Annotated in this window: 12 protein-coding genes and 2 pseudogenes; 9 read left to right on the forward strand and 5 right to left on the reverse strand. The window is 65.5% G+C overall.

What is annotated here, in order from left to right; genetic code table 11:
- Positions 1–126: 126 nt before the first annotated feature.
- Complete coding sequence (locus G4Q83_RS12635; protein ID WP_158255009.1) at positions 127–6,936, reverse strand: non-ribosomal peptide synthetase; 6,810 nt, start codon at positions 6,934–6,936, stop codon at positions 127–129.
- A gap of 189 nt (positions 6,937–7,125) precedes the next feature.
- Here G4Q83_RS12635 and G4Q83_RS12640 point away from each other — a divergent pair, with 189 nt between their 5' ends.
- The 7 genes from G4Q83_RS12640 to G4Q83_RS12670 are packed head-to-tail and all read left to right on the forward strand — an operon-like array spanning position 7,126 to position 14,099.
- Positions 7,126–8,067, forward strand: coding sequence for an ABC transporter ATP-binding protein (locus G4Q83_RS12640; RefSeq protein WP_128420117.1), 942 nt, complete (start codon positions 7,126–7,128; stop codon positions 8,065–8,067).
- Complete coding sequence (locus G4Q83_RS12645) at positions 8,064–8,825, forward strand: ABC transporter permease (protein ID WP_128420116.1); 762 nt, start codon at positions 8,064–8,066, stop codon at positions 8,823–8,825. Before G4Q83_RS12640 ends, G4Q83_RS12645 begins: the two co-directional genes overlap by 4 nt.
- Positions 8,826–8,827: 2 nt before the next feature.
- Entirely contained in the window at positions 8,828–10,450 is a 1,623-nt protein-coding gene (locus tag G4Q83_RS12650; protein WP_246432088.1) for a flavin-containing monooxygenase, read from the forward strand.
- A 27-nt stretch (positions 10,451–10,477) separates the two neighbouring features.
- On the forward strand, positions 10,478–11,500 hold the full coding sequence (locus tag G4Q83_RS12655; RefSeq protein WP_211288289.1) for a 2-ketoarginine methyltransferase: 1,023 nt from the start codon (positions 10,478–10,480) through the stop codon (positions 11,498–11,500).
- Entirely contained in the window at positions 11,493–12,665 is a 1,173-nt protein-coding gene (locus G4Q83_RS12660; RefSeq protein WP_128420114.1) for an aminotransferase class I/II-fold pyridoxal phosphate-dependent enzyme, read from the forward strand. Before G4Q83_RS12655 ends, G4Q83_RS12660 begins: the two co-directional genes overlap by 8 nt.
- Positions 12,637–13,338 carry an SDR family NAD(P)-dependent oxidoreductase gene (locus tag G4Q83_RS12665; RefSeq protein WP_128420113.1) on the forward strand — a complete coding sequence of 234 codons (702 nt, stop codon included), beginning with the start codon at positions 12,637–12,639 and terminating at the stop codon, positions 13,336–13,338. The genes G4Q83_RS12660 and G4Q83_RS12665 overlap by 29 nt, the downstream gene beginning before the upstream one ends.
- A 14-nt stretch (positions 13,339–13,352) precedes the next feature.
- Entirely contained in the window at positions 13,353–14,099 is a 747-nt protein-coding gene (locus tag G4Q83_RS12670) for an SDR family NAD(P)-dependent oxidoreductase (RefSeq protein ID WP_128420112.1), read from the forward strand.
- Here the strand turns inward: G4Q83_RS12670 and G4Q83_RS12675 are convergent.
- Positions 14,086–14,841: a thioesterase domain-containing protein gene (locus tag G4Q83_RS12675; protein ID WP_158255008.1), complete on the reverse strand. Its 756-nt coding sequence runs from the start codon at positions 14,839–14,841 to the stop codon at positions 14,086–14,088. The two genes, G4Q83_RS12670 and G4Q83_RS12675, sit on opposite strands and share 14 nt — an antisense overlap.
- A gap of 245 nt (positions 14,842–15,086) precedes the next feature.
- Here G4Q83_RS12675 and G4Q83_RS12680 point away from each other — a divergent pair, with 245 nt between their 5' ends.
- A complete protein-coding gene (locus G4Q83_RS12680; RefSeq protein ID WP_128420110.1) occupies positions 15,087–17,000 on the forward strand; it encodes a TonB-dependent receptor domain-containing protein in 1,914 nt (637 codons plus the stop codon).
- A gap of 6 nt (positions 17,001–17,006) precedes the next feature.
- On the opposite strand, the pseudogene G4Q83_RS12685 reads toward G4Q83_RS12680, so the two are convergent.
- Positions 17,007–17,240: pseudogene (locus tag G4Q83_RS12685) on the reverse strand (IS5-like element ISCARN85 family transposase); the annotation flags it as partial.
- Between G4Q83_RS12685 and G4Q83_RS12690 the strand changes: the two are divergent.
- Positions 17,227–17,856: pseudogene (locus tag G4Q83_RS12690) on the forward strand (peptidase S10); the annotation flags it as partial. The pseudogenes G4Q83_RS12685 and G4Q83_RS12690 sit on opposite strands and share 14 nt — an antisense overlap.
- Before the next feature lie 91 nt (positions 17,857–17,947).
- Here G4Q83_RS12690 and G4Q83_RS12695 read toward each other — a convergent pair.
- Together G4Q83_RS12695 and G4Q83_RS12700 are read right to left on the reverse strand one after the other, a co-directional pair.
- A complete protein-coding gene (locus tag G4Q83_RS12695; protein ID WP_128420109.1) occupies positions 17,948–19,069 on the reverse strand; it encodes an inorganic phosphate transporter in 1,122 nt (373 codons plus the stop codon).
- A gap of 85 nt (positions 19,070–19,154) precedes the next feature.
- On the reverse strand, positions 19,155–19,781 hold the full coding sequence (locus tag G4Q83_RS12700; RefSeq protein WP_128420108.1) for a DUF47 domain-containing protein: 627 nt from the start codon (positions 19,779–19,781) through the stop codon (positions 19,155–19,157).
- Between the last annotated feature and the right edge of the window lie 195 nt (positions 19,782–19,976).

A 19,976-nucleotide genomic window follows, 5' to 3' on the forward strand; every position in this document is an offset into this window, starting at 1 on the left:
AGGCCTCCTTGGTCCGCATGGCACTTGCAGCCACGTCTTGCCTCCTCCGAACACGGAACGAAACGTGAAACAACGAACGCCGTCGTCGCAGGTCTGCGACGACGGCGTTTGCCGGATCCGGTTCTATTAGACAGGCAGGGCGAGCGTGGCGTCGATCTCCTCCGCGGAAAGCGAGTCGACATAAGCCAGCACGGCCTGCTCCACGATCGCCGCGAGCCCGGCAACCGTGGGCGCGCCGAAGAAGTCGCGCACCTGCACGGCGACCTGGTAGGCGTCCTTGATCCGCATGAGCACCTGCACCGACTTCAGCGAGTTGCCGCCGAGGTTGAAGAAGTTGTCGCTACGACCGACGCGTTCGAGCTTCAGCACCTTTGCCCACAACGCCGCCAGTTCCACTTCGAGTTCCGATCGAGGCGCTTCGTAGGTGGATCGCGCGGTGAAGTCGCTCTTGCTCGGCGCCGGTAGGCGTTGGCGGTCGAGCTTGCCGGAGGGCGTGAGCGGCAGATCGTCCATGAAGATGTACGCCGCGGGCAGCATGTAGTGAGGCAGCACGCTCTCCGCGTGAGCCGCCAGGTCCTGCGCGGACCGGCTGTCGCTCACGACATAGGCCAGCAGCTCGGCGCCGCCACTTGTATCCGTCCGCACGCTGACGGCGCACAGCCGCACCGTGGAATGGCGCGACAGCACAGCCTCGATCTCGGCGATCTCCACCCGGCATCCGCGGATCTTGACCTGCGTGTCGATGCGACCGACGTACTCGATCTGCCCATCCTCCAGGAAACGGCCGAGGTCGCCGGTGCGATACAGGCGCTCGCCTGGTTCGAGCGCGTACGGATGGGCGACGAACCTCTCGGCCGTCAGCGCGGGGCGGTTCTGGTAGCCTCGCGCCAGGCCGTCGATGCCCGCCACGCAGATCTCCCCCGGCACGTACGGGGGCACCGGATTCAGCGCCGCGTCGAGCACGAACAACCGATAGATGCCGTTGGGGCGACCCACGGGCACCGTGGCGGACTCGCTCCACTCCGAGCCCGTCCACAACGCAACCTCGGCGGTCTCCGTCTGGCCATAGGTGCTATGGAACTCACTCTGCGTGAAGTGCTGCTTGAAGCGCTCCAGCAGCCGCGCGGGCATCGCCTCACCCGTCACGGCGAGCCATTGGAGGTCCGGATACACCCGGGGCGGCGCATAGCTGAGATACGCATCCAGCATGGAGGGCACGAAATACGCGAACGCGGTGCCGGGCGCGGCGAGCAGCTCGCCGAGGTGCATGACGTCGGATTCCGCCCGCGCGTCCGCCATGAGGATGGTGGCGCCGGCCATCAGCGGGCCGAAGATCTCCCAGATGGACAGGTCGAAGATCAGCGGTGTCTTCAGGACCACCCGATCGCCCACCGCCAGCGGATAGCGCCGCCGCAACCATTCCAGCCGGTTCATGACGCCCCGGTGCTCGAGCACCACGCCCTTCGGCGCGCCCGTCGAGCCCGACGTGTAGTACACGTAGGCGATGTTCTGGGCCGCGACGGGGACGTCGAGGTTGGTGTCGTCCCCGTCGAGGGGTTCGGCCAGTTCCTGCGCGGTCAGGAGCATTTTCAGGCGCGCGTCGGCCGCGATGGTGCGGACGCGCTCGCTCGGGAAATGCGGGTCGAGCGGCACGAAGCCCGCGCCCGCCTTGAGTACGGCCAGGATCGCCGTGACCATCTCGACGGACCGCTCCACGGAAATGCCAACCAGCGATTCCACGCCGACGCCCGCGGCGACGAGCCGCCGCGCCAATCGGTTCGCCCTGGCGTTGAGCGCGCGATAGCTCACCGCCGCGCTCGTCGTCTGGATCGCGATCTCGTCCGGCGTACGCCGTGCCTGCGCTTCGAAGCGCACGTGGGCCGGTTGCAAGTCCGGGTATCGCGCGAAGCCGCTGTTGGAACGGCGAATCAGCGCGTCGCACTCCGCCCGCGTCGCCATGGGCAGCGCGTCGAGCGGCGTCGATGGCGCCTGGGTCGCGGCGGTCACCACGTTGAGGAACGCCGCGACGAAACGCTGCGCCTCGCCTTCGCTCAACCGATCGGTGCTGTATTCCAGCTCGCCGCGCAGGCCTTGCGCACCCGAGCGGATCGAGCAGGTCACATCCACCTTCGAGGTGCCGGAGTGAACGATCACCTCCTCCACGGACGCCGCGCCGAGACGCTGCGTTTCATCGAGCGGAATCGTCTGCATCACGAACATCGCCTGGAACAGCGGGTTGCGGCTGCCCTCGCGCGCGCAGTCCCCCTGCGCCTCGACGATCTCGTCGAACGGCAGTTCCTGATGGGCCAGCGCGGCGGCCAGGCGCTCGGCCGTCTGCTCCACCAGGTCACTGAACCGCATCTGCGACGTGAACGTCATCCGCAGCGGCAGGGTGTTGGCAAAGAAGCCCACGACGCCTTCCGTCTCCGGCAGCGACCGACACGCCACCGGCACGCCGATCACGAGCTGGTCCTGGCGCGTGTACCGATGCAGCGTGGCCAGGAACGCGCTGAGCAGGATCACGTACTCGGTGGTGCCATGCCGCTCGGCGGCCTGCCGGGTGGCGTGGGTCGAGACGGCATCGAACGGACACAGTTCCATGGCCCCACGCGTGGTTTGCTCGGCCTGTGGCCCGCCGCGGCGCCCGAGTTGCAGCAACGGCAACTCGCCGGCGAGCTCCTGCCGCCAGAAGGCGCGCTGCACATCCGCCGCCGCGCTCGACAGCCAGGCGCGTTGCCACTGCGCATAGTCGGCGTACTGGAACGCCGGCGGCGGCAGCGGTTCGGCGCCAGCGTAGAGCGCCATCAGCTCGCGCCAGACGACGGCCAGCGACCACGCATCCCACATCGCGTGATGGAAATTGACGAACCATAGGGCTTGGTCCTCGGCGATGTGGATGCACAGGGAGCGCACCAGCGGTGCCGCGGTGAGATCGAACGGCACGCTGGCTTCGGCGTTGGCCACGGCCAGCGCCTCGGCGAGGCTGTTGGCGCTCAGGCGGCGTGAGCGGATCTCCATGGGCGCGGCGATCTCCTGCCAGAGTTCGGTGTGGTCCGTCGCCACCAGTGCCGTGCGCAGGGCCTCGTGCCGGGCCACGATCTCGGTCATGCAGCGGTCCAGCCGCTCGACCGAGAAGGGCCCCTTGAGGTGATAGGCCAACGGCACGGAATACGCCGCGCAATGTTGCAGCTTGTCCAGGAACCACAGGCGCTGCTGGGCGTTGGAGGCGAATCGACGCGAGGACGCCACCCGGGTGAGCTTCGGCGCCAGGCCGCCCGCCACGGGCGAGCCCGCGCGCAGCGCCTGCGTCAGCCCGCGGATCGTCCGGTCGCGGAAGAAGGCGGTGACGTTGAGCTCGACCCCGGTCAACGAGGACAGCCGGGAAAGCAGGCGCAACGCGCGTAGCGAGTCGCCCCCCACCAGGAAGAAATCCTCGTCGACGGATTGAGGCACGCGACCGGTGTCCTGCGTCCAGAACCGGGCAACCGTTTGCTCCAGCTCGTCCGCGTGGGCGATGCCGGGTGTCACCAGCTCGGGCGCGGGCAGGCGCGCCCGATCGACCTTGCCGTTGGCGTTGATCGGGAGCGTGGCCAGCGCGGTGATCGACGCCGGCATCATCTGTCGCGGCAGGATTCGCGCCAGATGCTCGCGAAGGTGGCTTTCGACGAAGTCGTTCGCCACGACGTAGGCCGCCAGTCGCGTGCCCTCGGTGGCGGATTCGTAGACCACGACGACGGCTTCACGCACGTGCGGATGCCGCTCGAGCGCGCGCTCCACCTCGCCCAGCTCGATGCGATGGCCGAGGATCTTCACCTGCCGATCGCGGCGGCCAAGGAACTGAATGTTGCCGTCCGCCAGCACCCGCGCGAAGTCGCCCGTCTTGTAGAGACGCGAGCCCGGCGCGCCGTAGGGATGGGGAACGAATTTCTCGGCGGTCAGCGCCGGCTGTCCAAGGTAGCCGCGCGCCAGTCCCACGCCGGCGATGCACAACTCACCGACCTCGCCGGCCGCGACGGGCAGCCCCTGCTCGTCGAGGAGGTGGACGTACATGTTGCTGATGGGACGTCCGATAGAGAGATCCTCGGGTCGGCTCATCGGTGGCGCCGCGTACACCGTGCAGCTGATCGTCGCTTCCGTCGGACCGTATTCCTGCATCCACTGCACGTTGCGCGTGGCGTCGATCTGGCGCCATTGCCGGAACTTCTCCAGGCTCACCGCCTCGCCACCCATCATCACCAGACGCAGCGTCTGCGGCCACTCTTCCGGGGGACGCTGCGACATGTCGCCGACCCAGAAGTGCCAGTACGCGGTGGTGATGTTGATCACGGTGATGCGCTGGTGGATCAGGAAGCGCACGAAGTCGCGCGCCGATGGCAGCTTCTCCGCCAGGGGGAACAGCGCGGCCCCCGTGATGAGCGGCACGAGGATTTCCTCCACCGAGCCATCGCCGTTCAGCGGCAGTATCTGCAGCATGCGATCCGCAGCCGTCATGCGCAGCGCGCGCTGCATGTGGAGCGCGTGATTGACCAGCCCGTCGTGCGCAACCGTCACGGCCTTGGGCTTGCCCGTCGAGCCCGACGTGAACATGACATACGCCAGGTTGCGCGGGTCGACGCCACTGCGGGGATTGTCGAGCGAGGATTCCGCGATCGCCGGCCAGTCCCCATCGAGGCAGATCGACCGGGCAAGGCCGGCAGGCAGGCGATCGACGAAACGTTGCTCGGTCACGACCAGCGTCGCGGCCGTGTCCTGCAGCATCATCTGGATGCGCTGAGGCGGATGCTCGGGATCGAGCGGTACGTAGGCGGCGCCCGCCTTCAGGATGCCCAGCAGTCCGACGAGGGCATTGGCGGACCGCTCCATGCACAGGCCCACGACGACCTCGGGACCCGCGCCCAGTCCCCGCAGATGGTGCGCAAGCTGGTTGGCACGCGCGTTGAGCGCCGCGTAGCTCACGGACTCGCCCTCGAACCGGACCGCGAGCGCATTGGGCATGCGCGTCACCTGGGCTTCGAAGCGCTCGTGGATCACGCGCGCCTCGAGCGCGCAACCCAGCGCCTTTTCGACCAGCGCGCGATCGCCGGCCTCGCTGCGTCGCGCCAGTTCGATCGCGGCCAGCCGCTGATCGGTGGCATTGCGGTCCTGCGATAACTTGAACCGCCCCACCAGCTCGTCGATCTCGAGTTCCAATCCCACAATGTAGGGGAGAATGCGATCCACCACCGGCAGACCCACGTCGAGCCGGTACGCGTCGGGGCGCGTATCGGTCTCCGCGATGCTCTCCAGGCCCCGCAACAGCCCCTCGCGCGTCTCCACGAGTCGAACGCGGCCACGGACATGCACGCTGATCGAGTTCCAGGTCGGCAATTGCTCGGTTGAGTAAACGCGCGGTGAGATGTAGGCGTTCGGGCCGTGGAACACGGCCAGCACCGGCTTGCCCGCAAGCACGTCGAGATGCGGGTTGGCGCGATCCATGTGGCCGAACAGCACGCCCTTGGCGCCTTTCGTGCGATCGAGGATCAAAGGCACATGGGTGACGATCGGCTCGTCCTGGTCCGCGGAGATCAACGTCGCGAACCGGCAGTGCTCCAGCACCGCGTACAGCTTCTCGGGATCGTTCTCGAGATGCCGCTTCGGCGGGTACTGGCCGTCCTTCATCCGCTGCATGGGTAGCGGGTACGTCGACGAGCGGAACATATCGTTGAAGATGTCGCGCGAGCGGAAGGGCAGCAGCGACAGCAGGGTGTCGCCTAGCCCGTGCGAGCCTTCGCCATAACCCTGGACGTACAGCCCGGCCAACACCTCGGGCTGCGTTTGGACGCGATAGTGCTTCGTCAGGCTGGGCGCTCCCGACGCGCCACGCTGCACAAACGGCAACACGGCGCCGAAGATCTCGGAATCGAGCGTGCGCTCGTAGCCCGTGGCCAGCACGAAGCCGTCGAACGAGGTTTCCTTCGACTCCGGGCCATGACGATCCCGACTCGTGACGAGGACGCGCCGGTCGTCGGCATCGAGCGCGACCAGGGTGGCGAAGCGATGAAAGGTCAGGCGACGCTCGCCCTTCACGCGGTCCATGTAATCGCAGTCGTAGATGGCGTCGATCAGTTCGGGCGCGACCACACCGTAGTTCGTGCTGCGCAGCTCCTGCCGCAGCACCGCGCGCTTGTCGTCGCTGGCATCGTGGAAGGCCTCCATCTCGGAGAACATGAACGCTTCGTTGACGAACGGGCTGCGATCGACCGGCCGCATCGCGTAGCCATTCAGGTACGCATGCACCTGCGCCCGAGGATAGCGCTGCAACAGATACAGCACGATCTCGCCGGCGCTCTGACCATCGCCCACCACCCCGAAGCAATACGAACCTTCGCTGTCGGGGAAGCGCTGTGGGAAGCGATGCAGAAAGTCGTTGGAGTGAATGACGTTCTCGGTGTTCGAGCCGGTGATCGACGGGTAGCGCGGCTTGCCGCCGGCGGCATACACGACGTTGCGGGTCAGAGAGTGCGAGCTCATGCCAGTGGCGAGATCCTCCACTTCCACCTCGAACAGGTCGGCGCGTGGCGTCACGCGCCGAACCGCCGCACCATAGCGCACCTGGTCGGCGAACGCCGCGGCCACCCAACGCAGGTAGTCACGGTATTCCCATCGCGTGGGATGAAAGTTGCCCAGGTTGACGAAATGCTCGAGACGTCCCTTGGCCTGTGTGTAACGCAGGAAGCTGAATGGACTGGCTGGATTGCGCAGCGTCGCCAGATCCTTCAGGAAGGAGATCTGCATCCGTGAACTGTCGAACAGCATCCCCGGGTGCCAGTCGAACGACGCACGACGCTCGAAGAACAAGCCACGTTTCTTGGGATCGATCTCCTTCGCGGCGACCGCGAGCGAGAGATTCGAGGGGCCGAAGCCCACGCCCACAAAATCCAGCACGTCCTTCGACACGTCTCCATTCCTTACTAAAGTGGTGGCGAGGCCGCAGGGTAGTGACGCCATATGTCAGAGAGACGACACTTGAAAAGCAGAGAATCGCCCTGCGTATGCGTCCACAAATCTGTCACGACCAGCACCTGAATCCGTCATGAAAAACGCCATATCGTATGGGCCCTCTCCACACAGCCTGCTCGAGTGACAATGACCAGCGCCATCGTCGTCGACGATTTAAGGAAGGAGTACACGTCCAAGGCTGGCACTCCGGTAACCGCCCTGGGCGGCGTGTCGTTTGAGGTACCCATGGGACACATCTTTGGCTTGCTGGGCCCCAACGGCGCCGGCAAGTCCACCATGGTCAAGATTCTCGGCACGGTCAGCACGCCGAGTTCCGGTAGCGCCCGGATCTTCGGCCACGACGTGGTGCGCGCCCCATTGGCCGCGCGTAAGAAGATGGCGGTGGTGCTCCAGCAGACCGCTTCCGAGAACATGCTGAGTGTTCACGAGAACCTGTTGATCTACGGCTATCTTCACGGCCTGTCGCGCATCGACGCGAAGGCCCGCGCACAGCGGGTGATCGAGGAGTTCGAGCTCGGAGACTCAGTGAAGAGCATGGTGCAGGAGCTGAGCCTGGGCATGAAGCGGCGCGTGCAGATCGCCAAGATCTTCATGCTCGACACACCGCTCATCATCCTCGACGAGGCGACGACCGGCATGGACCCCATGATGAAGCGTCGCATGATGGATCGGCTGCGCGCCGAGGCGCGCAGCGGTCGCACGATTCTGCTCACCACGCAGATCCTGAGCGAGGCGGAAGAACTCTGCGAGACCATCATGATCGTCGACAAGGGCCGTGCCATGGCGTCGGGCACCTTACAGGAACTGCGCAAGCGCTCCGCGCAGATGTTTCGCGTGGCGCTGTCGTTCGGCGACACCGACGAGGATCTCGAGCAACTGCTGCAGTCGCTGCATCCGGCGCAACTGGACATCAAGGGTCGCAGCGCCGAGATGGTGATCCACGGCGAGGAAGCATCGCTGCTATCCAGGCTCGGCGAGGTCTCGCGTCGCGCGCCGATCCAGCAGTTCGAGGTGCGCGGCCCGACGCTTGAGGAGATCTTCATGCACCTCGTGAAGGAGGCGACATGAGCGGCATCGGCGCCGTCTTCTATCGCGACTACCGGCAGCGCCGCAACAACCTCACCCTGATCATCTGGGATCTGCTGGCGCCATTGGCCTACCTGCTGCTGTTCGGCGTCGGCTTCGAACGCATGATGGGCGGCACGCTGAGGCTGGACGGACAGCAGCTCGGCTATACGGCGTTCCTGGTCGCCGGCGTGATCTCCATGGTGACGTTTTCCGTGGCGATGAACAGTTCCTGGAGCTTTTTCTCGGACAAGGAATCAGGCATCGCGCAGGAACTGCTGACCTATCCGGTGCGGCGCGAGCACATCCTGATCGGCAAGATCGGCTTCAACGTGGCGATGGTGCTGCTGGGATCGATCATCGTCGTCGCCCTCGCGGCCATGCTGCTGCACGTCCCCGTGCGATGGAGCCGGCTGCCCATCCTGGCCCTGGCCATCGTGACCGCGACGGCCGGCTGGTTTTTCGTGTTCAGCGCCTGTGCCATTGCCATCTCGCGCATGGATGTGTTCTACGGCGTGACCAGCGCCGCGTTCCTGATCTTCATGTTCTTCAGCTCGATTTTTTATCCACTCAGCGGCGTGCCCGCGTGGTTCAAGGGGCTGGCCTACGCGAATCCGCTCACCTGGCAAACCGATCTCACGCGCTTTGCGCTGCTCGGCACAGGTGATCCCACCACGATGCTATACGAGGGCGCCGCCCTGATCGCGTTCTGCGCGGTGTGCCTGGTTGTCGCCGTGCGCTATCTGAATCGAGGCGTTTGACCATGAGCCCTCCACGCCCTCTCGACGCCATCGTCGTCGGCGCCGGCTTCGCGGGGCTTTACATGCTCCACAAGCTGCGACAGCTGGGATTGAACGCGCTCGTCCTCGAGGCGGAGCCGGAGGTCGGCGGCGTCTGGTACCGCAACCGCTATCCGGGCGCGCGCTGCGACATGGAAAGCCTGGTGTATTCCTATTCCTTTTCCAGCGAACTGGAGCAGGAATGGCACTGGCAACAGCGCTTCGCCGGCCAGCCCGAGATCCTGAGCTACCTGCGGCACGTCGCGGACCGCTTCGCGCTGCGCGACCACATCCGGTTCGAGACCCGCGTCGTATCGGCACGGTTCGACGGCCAGTGGACCGCCACGACCGACAATGGCGAGCGCCATTGCGCCCGCTTTCTCATCATGGCGACGGGTTGCCTGTCGACGACGCACACGCCCGCGCTCCAGGGCCTGGAGACGTTCGCCGGCGCCTGCTTCCATACGAGCCAGTGGCCGCACGAGCCGGCGGATTTCGCGGGTCGGCGGGTCGGCGTCATCGGCACCGGGTCCTCGGCCATTCAGTGCATCCCGTTGATCGCGCAGCAGGCGGCGCATCTGACGGTGTTTCAGCGCACGCCCAATTTCAGCCTCCCCGCCAACAACGCAGCGCTGGACGATGCGTTCGTCCAGCAGTTCAAGACGAACTATCCGCGCTATCGGGAGATGGTGCGCAAAGGTGAGCTGTTCGGCGACGGAGACCTGTGCGTGCCGGTCGAGGCGTTGGATCCGCCGCCGGTCAACGTCGGCGAGGCCAGGCCGGAGGCGGTCGAGCGTGCCTATGAGGACCGCTGGCGGCGCGGCGGCGGCTTCTTCATCGGCGCGTTCGCCGACATCATGAACACCGACGAAGCCAATCACACGGCCGCGGAGTTCGTGCGCGGGAAGATCCGCTCGATCGTGCAGGATCCGCGCGTCGCCGAGGTACTGTCCCCGACGGATCATCCTCTCGGGGCGAAACGCCTTTGCCTCGATACCGACTATTACGCCACGTTCAACCGGGAGAACGTGACCTTGGTGGACCTGCGGTCCGATCCCATCCAGGCGGTCACCCCGACCGGCGTGCGACTGGCGAGCGGGGAGGTCGCGCTCGACGCGCTGGTCCTGGCCACCGGCTTCGACGCCGTCACCGGAGCGCTGCTGGCCATCGATTTCGAGAGCACCACGGGCGAGCCGCTGCGCGAGCAGTGGCGAGACGGACCCCAAACCTATCTGGGCCTCGGCATCGCCGGCTATCCGAACCTTTTCACGATCACCGGACCCGGCAGCCCGTCGGTCCTGAGCAACACGGTCAACTCCATCGAGCAACACGTCGAGTGGATCGCCGACTGCCTGGACTACATGCGCCAGCGCCAACTGACGCGCATCGAACCGACGCGCGCGGCCGCGGACGACTGGGGCCGGCAGGTGGACGCGGCGGCGGAGCCGTGGCTCTACAAAAAGGCGACGAATTCTTGGTATCTCGGCGCGAACATCCCCGGCAAACCGCGGGTGTTCGTGCCCTACGTGGATAGCGGCGGCGCCTATCGGAGCATCTGCGATCGGGTCGCCGCGCAGCACTACAGCGGTTTCATTTTCGAGTCGTAGAAGGACATCGTGAGCATTGAACGAGATTTGATCGAGGCGACCCAGCCGATTCGTGGTTTCGTGCTGGCCTCTACGGTCTACCATTTCTTCGACCAGGGCGTGTTCGATCGCCTGCGCGAGCGGGGGCCGGCGCCGGTCGCGACCCTGGCCTCGGCGCTGCGGCTGAGCGAGAAAAAGCTGCGCGGGCTGCTGGATTTCCTGGTCAACGAGAACGTCCTGGCGCGTGGCGAGGCGAACGACTACGCCCTGACATCCAAGGCGCACCAACTGGCGCGCTTTCGCGGCTGGTACACGATGCTCATCGGCGGATACGGTCACACGTTTCTGCAGATGGGACCCGTGCTCGGCGTCGAAGCGCCCTGGGCCAGCAGGGACGCCGCCAAGGTCGGCATCGGCAGCTGCCAGATCAGCCACTACGACGCCATGCCGCTGACGCGCTCGCTGATGGCGCGGGCGCCCGGTCGCAAGCGCAACCTGCTGGACCTGGGGTGCGGCAACGCGCTGTATCTGGCGGAGTTCTGCCAGGCCAATCCCGACCTGTACGCGCTGGGCGTGGAGCCCGATCGCGGCGGCTATGAAGCCGGGCTCGAGACGATTCGCCGCCATGGCCTGGAGGAGCGCGTCTGGCTGGTCAACCTGGGCGCGGTCGAGTTCATGCGCAGCGAGATCGACTTCGACCCGGACTTTCTGATCCTCGGCTTCGTGTTGCATGAAATCGTCGGCTCGGAGGGCAAGGACGGCACGGTGCGCTTCCTGCGCTCGATCGTCGAGCGCTTTCCGCAGATCCGACTGATCGTGATCGAGGTGGACGATCGCTGGGACGATCCGGGCGTCATGCAACACGGCCTCTCCCTGGCCTACTACAACGCCTACTACCTCCTGCACGCCTTCACGCGGCAGCAACTGCTGCCGCACGCCGAGTGGCTGGAGCTGTTCGCGACCGCGGGTCTGGAGGTGCTGGCGACGGAGTCGACGGCCGAGCAGGTTGATTCCACGCGCCTGGAGATCGGCTACCTCCTGCGCGCCGCCGGTGAGCATCGCCATGAGTGAGTTCGTCCATCGGCGCGGTCCGCTCAGCGTGCTCCAGCAACGCATTCTGTTCGCCGAATCGCGCTTCGAGCGACCGGTCTACCTCATGGAAAACTTTCCCGAGTGGCCGCCCCACGCCTTCGAAGAGGTTACCCGTCTGCGCAGCGCCAGATCCGCCGGGCAGTACTTGCCGTCGCGTGGCTCGGCGGATCTGGTCGAGCGGATCCTCGCGCACGAGCGCAGCAAGTACGGCATCACGCTCGCCGAGGATCAGGTGCTCGTCACGGCCGGCGGCATGCACGCACTGTGGCTGGCGTTCCGGGACATCGCCAAGCGCCGACCGGCGAGCACCGTGCTGTGTCTAGGGACCACTTTCGTCGGTGTCAGCAACCTGATTGCGCTATCAGGGATGCATGTGCGTTTCGTCGATCGCAATCCGTTCGAACTGACGCTCGAGGACATCGAGCAGCATCTCACCGACGACGTCGGCTGCCTGTACCTCAACTCCCCGCACAACCCGACCGGGGAGTACTTCGACCAACAGGTCATGGGGAACATCGGCCGGTGGGTCGACGCGCTGGGACTCAGCTGCGTCGTCGACGCGGTCTACGACTCGTACTTCTTCGATGGCGGCACGCCGTCGCTGCCACCAGGTTTGGGCACCGCTGATCATCTTTACTTCGTGTGCTCCATGTCGAAGAACTTCGGGCTGCCCGGAGCCCGGATCGGCTGGCTCGCGTCGAGCCCGCGCAACGTGCGGACGGCGCTGTACTGGCTGGAGAACGAGAACGTCTCGGTGTCCTCGGTGTCGCAGGAACTGGCGGCTATGGCCTTGGCGCAAGGCAACGCCCCCTTGCTCCAGTCCATGACGATCGTGCGCTCGCGCGTGCTGGCGTTTTTGCAGCAAGCGTTCGGTCTACCATGCATCCCTCCGGCCGGCACGCAGATGGTCCTGCGGCTGCCCGTCGGCGATGTCGAGCACTTTGCCGATTACGCGCTCAACCAACACGAGCTGGTGCTCGCCACGTCGAGCAATTACGCCGGTTTTCGCCGGGAGTTCATCCGCCTGCCTTTCTCCTACCTGCCGGAGCACACCGACCGCGCCTTGCGGCGGCTCGAATTGGCCCTTCACGCGTACCAGGACATCAGCCTCCGGCATGAGCACGACCATCTACGATTTGCATAACAGGACAGCCATCGTGACCGGCGGCTCCAGCGGCATTGGCGCGGGTATCGCCCAGCGCTTGCACGAGGCGGGCGCGCGCGTGGTGATCTGGGATCTTTCGACGGGTATCGACGTCACCGACGTGCATGCCGTCGACGCCGCCGCCGGTCGCGTCGCCGCCGAGTTCGGCGGCATCGACATCCTCGTCAACTGTGCAGGCATCATCGGGCTCAACGGTCCGCTCTGGGAATACGACGTGCAGGAGTGGCGACGCGTCATCGACGTCGATCTCCATGGCACGTTCATCCCGTGTCGGGCCTGCATACCCCACATGCTGACGCGCGACCGGGGCCGCATCGTCAATCTCGGCTCCATCGCGGGCAAGGAAGGAAATGCCAACGCCGCCGCGTACTCGGCGGCCAAGGCTGGCGTGCTGGCGCTGACCAAGTCGCTTGGCAAGGAGCTGGCGCACACGGGCATCCGCGTCAACGCGATCGCGCCCGCGATGGTCCGCACGGCGCTTTTCGAGCAGATGAGCGAGGAATACATGCAGCGGATGATCGCCAAGATTCCCCTGGGGCGTCCTGGCGAGATCGACGAAATCGCAGCACTGTGCCTGTGGTTGTGCTCGGACGAATGCACGTTTTCGACCGGCGCCGTCTTCGATGCGTCCGGCGGGCGCGCGGTCTATTGAACCAAGGATGCCATATGCGCCAAACGAATCGAGTCGCGGTCATCACGGGTGGATCCTCCGGCATGGGGGCCGCGTGCGCCAGGGAATTCGCCGCAGCCGGCTACCGCGTGGTCATCGCGGGACGGACGGCATCCAAAGCCCAGCAGGTCGCGGCGCAGATCGGCGGCGACGAGCCGCTGGTAGGTGATGTCGGCGATCCGGTGTTCTGCCGGCACATCATCGGCACGGCGATGTCCCGTCACGGACGGGTCGACGCACTTGTCAACGCGGCCGGCATCATCGCCCGCGCGGGCGCGGTCGCCACAACCGACGAGCAGTGGAAGCGCGTGCTCGACGTAAACCTGGGCGGCGTGTTCTATACGTGCCGGGCGGTGCTGCCGATCATGAAACAGCAGGGTGGGGGCGTCATCGTCAACTTCGGATCGATCTGGGGCGACGTCGCCGCCGCGGGCGTGGCGGCCTACTGCGCTTCCAAGGGCGCCGTCCACAACCTGACCCGCGCCATGGCGTTGGAGCATGTCAAGGACGGCATCCGCATCAACACGATCGCGCCGGGCGAAGTCAACACGCCGATGCTGCAGTCGGAACGCAAGGAACGCGTGACGCAGGCGCTGCTCGACGGCATCGCGCAGACCGTCCCCATGGGCCGCCTGGCCGATCCCGCCGAGATCGCGCGCGTGGTGTTGTTCATGGCCTCCGACGCGGCGAGCTATATGACCGGATCGACCATCACCGTCGACGCCGCCTTTACGGCCCGCTGACGCGGGCCCATACGGCCCGGAGCACCCGCGCCAGGCTGGCGACATGGGCCGATTCCAGCATCGTCGCATGGTTGCCGGCAACGCGATGCACGTGTTGCGCTGGCGCCCATGGCAGCCACGTGTCCGAATCCGCAGCCGTGCGCTCGGCCCACACCAAATCGATCGCGTGGGGATAGCGCTGGGGTGGCAGGTAGGTTGTTCTCAGGTTGCTGGCGAACACGGCGAAGATCATCGCCAACTCGTCCGGATCGGCCTGGGCGCGTCGACCCAGCACCTGCAGCTGCGCATCGAGGGCGCGACTGGCGAAGTCCGCGGCTCGCAGGTTGAGCGGTCGACCCAGGTGAAGCTCGAACAGGCTTGCCAACTCCAGCAACGCATCGACGTCCGAGTATTCCCGCTGCCGTCGCCCCGGTGCATCCGAATCCACGATGACGACCGACGCGGCGCTCGCGCGTCGCGCCATCTCGAATGCCACCCATCCCCCGAACGAGTGTCCCACCAGGTGATATGGACCCTGCGGGTACACGCTGCGCAGTTCGCCGAGATATTCTATGGCCGCTTCCTCCACCGTGGCGTGGGGAGACCGCTCGTCCAACATGCCCGGAGGCATGAAGGCGTGCACGGTGTATTCCACTCCCAGTGCGCCGCACAACGGCGCGAACGACATCGCGGTGTTGCCTGCACCCGGCACACAAAACACGGGGGGGTGGCGCGTGGCGCCCGTCTGCAACGTGAGGAACACGGCTATTTTTTGAGGACAGGCATGCAGCATTTCAGTCCAGTGGCCTGATTTGCCAAATCGTGGCGGCAGTTATTGCCCACAAGGAATGAGGATGCCCGCAGCGTCATGTGTCTTTCCTTGAAACAAAACCATTTCCTCGAAGAGGATCACCGGCATCCGCGTCATTTTGATGACACTTCGGCGTCACGAAAGTGCCGCCGCCCTATGGAATGATCGGGTTTGGAAAATAAGGAGATCTGCGCAATATGTCCTGCTGGCGCTGCTGCGGCTTTCTCCTGGTTGTCATTGTCGCGTCTCCCGTGCATGCGCAGCGCGCCGACGACAATGCGGTGACCGCCGTCGAAGATGCTTTCGGTGCGACGGTCGGTACCGAAACCATCGGTCTGTATGACGAAAGCCAGGTGCGTGGCTTCTCGCCAGTCGTCGCCGGCAACGTTCGCATCGAAGGGCTGTACATGGATCGTCAGGGCATCCTGCCGGCGCCGCTGGTGGAAGGCTCCACGATCCGTGTTGGTTTAGCCGCGCAGAGTTTCCCGTTTCGGGCGCCCACCGGGATCGTCGACTACAAACTCCACGAAGCGGGCAACGAACGTATCGTGAGCATCGTCGGCGCGCTCAATGCCTACGATTCGCCCTTCATCGAAGTAGGCAGCAAATTGCCGATCGTGCGTGATCGGTTGAGCGTCGCCGCCGGCGCGTCGTATTCGTACGAGAAATATCTCGATGGTGCAAGCGCGCCTTACTGGCGTGCGGCCATCGTACCCCGTTGGCATCCCACCGACGCTATCGAGGTGATTCCGTTCTGGAGCATCAATCGGGGCGACGACGAGGAGGTCGCCGCGCTGGTGAATACGAGCGGAAACTATTTGCCTCCCGAACCATCGCGACGTCCTTATTTTGGCCAGCCTTGGGCGCAGAACGAGACCTGGAGCACCAACTATGGATTGATCACGAAAGCCCGGATCGGGTCCAACTGGGCTATCGCGGCCGGCATGTTCAAATCGGTCTATGACGTCAAGAAAGGATTTTCCGAACTCTACAACGACACCACTCCCGATGGCATGACCCATGAATTGGTTATCGCCGATCCTCAGCAACGCTACGCCTCGACCAGCGGCGAACTGCGTGCATCGAGGAGTTTCACGGAAGGGCCGCGTCTGCATGTCGTCTACGCATCCGTGCGCGAGCGGAAGCAGGAGAACCGGTACGGAGGCTCGACCGAGCCGTTCGATTTCGGCGTGCATCGATTGGGGGTGCAGGTCGTGCAGCCCCGGCCCGAGCGCTTCGATTTCGGCGAGCGGACGCGCGATAGCGTCGATCAATCCACGTTGGGGCTTGCGTACGAAGGACGATGGAAAGGAGTGGGGGAGCTCAGCCTCGGCGTGCAGCGGGTCGATTACGAGAAACGCGTCGACCAACCCAACGCCCCTCGCGTCACCCGGCGTGACGCGCCCTGGCTGGCCAACGGCACGCTATCGGCGCACCTGTCGCAGCGCTTGACGTTGTATGGCGGCTACGTGCGAGGGCTGGAGGAGAACGGCATCGCTCCAAACGGTGCGGTGAATCGCAACGAAGCCCTGCCTGCCATTCGCTCCCGGGAGATGGACGCGGGGCTGTCCTGGGCGGTTGCCTCCGACCTGAAACTCATCGCCGGCGTCTTCAATATCGAGAAGCCCTATTACGCCATCAACCCGCAGGGTCTCTATACCTCGTTGGGCGAGGTACGTCATCGCGGCGTCGAGCTGAGCCTTTCTGGCACGCCGATCGACTCGTTGAACGTGGTCGCCGGTGCGGTGTTGATGAGTCCTCGCGTTTCCGGCGAACTGGAAGGCAACAGGCCGATCGGACAAACCGATCGCACGCTGCGGCTGAACCTCGAATATCGTCCACCGCTGTGGTCCGGCCTGGCGGTGGACTTCGCGGCGGTGAACTACGGTGATCGCACGGCCTCGCTCGATGGCGTGAACAAGGTGCCCGGTTATACGTTGCTGGACCTGGGCTTTCGGTATCGTTTGAAGTGGGGCGCCGCACCGGCCACGCTGCGTGTCCTGGCTCAGAACCTCACCGATGAGTTCGCGTGGGGCGTGTTTGGGCCTAACAACTTCTTGCTGACCGACGGCCGTCGCTATTCGGTGCAGCTCGCCATTGATCTTTATTAGGGCCTTTTAACACATCCCAAGCCCATCAACGACCAGGACGAAGCTAAGGAATCGGAGGAACATGACATCCAGCTTCTCCAAGCGTGAAAAAATCCAGCGGTCGCCTTTCAAGCGACGCAACAGCCCCTCCACTTCGTTGCGCCGCTTGTACATTTCCCGGTTGTACTCCCAAGGATCGACCCGATTGGACTTCGGCCGGACCACCGGCACGAAGCCAAGATCAAGCGCCAAGCTGCGCGGGCGTTCGGACCCGGCCGGCAGCGAACGCATGATCCAGCAGGTGGCGGCGATGACCGGGCTGGACCCGGTGTACGTGCGCCGTGCCGGCGGCCGCCTGCAGACCCACGCCTACCTGCGCGAGGTGTTCCGCGACAAGGGCCGGCTCGGCAGCCGCTACGACTCCAACGTGACCGCGTTCGATCCGTTTCCGAACGCGCCCGAGCAGCGCACCAACGATCCGCTGCTGGACAGCATCATCGCCCCGACCACCACCGCGATGGTGGATTTCGTGACCCGCGTGGTCGGCTGGAAGGTGGATGCGCGCTACCAGGCGCTGAACTACAACGTGAACAAGCTGTGGGACTGGAACGACGAACTGCGCAAGGGCTCGGTGACCGACCTGCGCCAGGCGGTGGCGATCGATCCCAAGCTGCGGGTGCTGATCGTGCATGGCTGGAACGACCTGTCGTGCCCGTTCATGGGCTCGGTGCTGACCGTGGACCAGATGCCGGTGATGGGCGGCGACCCGACCCGGGTGCAGGTCAAGAACTATCCGGGCGGGCACATGTTCTACAACCGCGCCGACAGCCAGCGCGCGCTGCGCAGGGATGTGATGGGGATGTATCGCGCTAACTGATCCGGACTCGGGACTCGTAGCATCGCGAACGAAGCTTTACCGATTTCCGTTCTTCGAGTCCCGAGTCCCCGCGGTCCCGAGTCCCGAAAACTCACACCCAGCCGAACAGCGCGAACACCTGAAAGATCAAGTACGCCACCCCGGCGGCGGCCGGAATGGTCAGGATCCAGGCCCAGACGATGCGCTCGATCACGCCGAAGCGCAGCGAGCGCGGGTTCTTGGCGAAGCCCACGCCCATGATCGCGGTGGAGATGCTGTGAGTGGTGGACACCGGCATGCCGAAGTGCGCGGCCAGGGTCAGGATCGTCGCCGAGCTGGTTTCCGCGGCGAAGCCGTGGATCGGATCCAGCTTGACCATCTTGTGGCCCAACGTCTTGATGATCTTCCAGCCGCCGGAGGCGGTGCCGGCGGCCATCACCACCGCACAGGTCAGCACGATCCAGGTGGCGATGCCCTGGCTCTGGCTGGCGGCAGGATGCAGGAACGCCAGCCACGCCGGCAGGTCGTCCAGCGCGCCGGTGCTCTGCGCGCCGACCAGGGTCATGGCGATGATGCCCATGGTCTTCTGCGCGTCGTTATGGCCGTGCGCATAGCCCATGTAGGCGGCCGAGGCGATCTGCGCCTTGCCGAAGAAGGCATTGACCCAGCGCGGCCGCGCCAGCCGCCCGAGCGGGCCGCCGAGCCGGGCCAGCCCGGCGATCATCGCCCACAGCAGCAGCATCACCGCGATGCCGAGCAGGAAGCCGGCGATCGGCGAGGTGATCATCGGCACGAACACCTTCCACAGCAGGCCCTTGTTCCTGGCCCAGTCGCCCACGTTCTGCGACCAGATCAGCGCGTCCCAGTGGTTGCGCGCGGCGGCCAGGCCGGCGCCGCACAGGCCGCCGATCAGCGCGTGCGAGGACGAGGACGGCAGGCCCTTCCACCAGGTGATCAGGTTCCAGACGATGCCGCCGAGCAGCGCGCACAGGATCACCTGCGGGGTGACCACCACCACCTCGGTGTTGAGCAGGCCCGCGACGATGGTCATCGCCACCGCGGTCCCGGTCAGCGCGCCGATCAGGTTCATGCCGGCCGCCAGGATCACCGCCCAGCCGGGGCTGAGCACCTTGGTCGCGACCACGGTGGCGATGGAGTTGGCGGTGTCGTGGAAGCCGTTGATGAACTCGAACACGAGCGCGGCCAGGATCACGACCGGGACCAGCGTCAGCATCGCGCGGCCCTCGCGTCGGGGGTGCCGGCCGCGCCGGCGGGCGTGGCGGCACGGCCGCAGATGCAGCAGATCCGCACCTCGTCCATCACGAGTTCTTCAGCACGATCTGGTAGACCACCACGCCGGCCTCGCGGCAGCGGTCGATGGCCTTCTCCAGGATCTCGAAGAACTCCTTGAGCAGGAACATCTGCAGGTTGTCCAGGCGCCCGGAGTAGATGTCGCGGTACAGCTCCAGCATCAGCCGGTCGGCCTCGTTCTCCAGCGCGCGCAGCTTGTCGTTGTGCGCGCTCATCCGGTCCAGGTGCATGTTGCGCAGGTCGTGGACCATCTCCACCACCACTGCCGCGGCCTGTTCCAGCATCGCCGCGCGCGGGGCGAAATCGATGTGCTCCAGGTGCTGCACCGCCAGCGAATAGCGGTCGGCGAACTTCTCCACCTGCTTGGGGATCTTGTACAGCGCCGAGCCCAGCGCCTCGATGTCCTCGCGCTCGATCGGGGTCATGAAGCTGTCGACCAGCGCCTGGCCGATCTTGTCGGAGGCGGCGCGCTCGCGCAGCCGGGCTAGCTTGAAGGCGTCCAGCGCCGGTTGCCGGTCCGACTCGCGCATCATCGAATGCAGGGCCCTGGTGCTGTCGTAGGCGGCCTGCGCCGCTTCGTCGAGCAGGGTGTAGAACTGCTTGCCGGAGCCGAAGATGGTCTGCAACGAGAACATGAAACGCAATCCCGCCGTCGCGGGAGGGACGGCACCGGGGCTGAATTATGACCGTTTGTTGACAATATGGGGAACCCGACGACCGGCGCCGCCGCGCCTGCGGGGCGTGGACAGGTCGCCGCCCGGGTTTGCTACCATGCTGCCGCGCCGCCGCTAAGCGCACCCTATGGACGACCACCCCCGCCCCCCTCCGCG

The organism is Xanthomonas theicola, assembly GCF_014236795.1.
GTDB classification, from domain to species: Bacteria; Pseudomonadota; Gammaproteobacteria; order Xanthomonadales; family Xanthomonadaceae; genus Xanthomonas_A; species Xanthomonas_A theicola.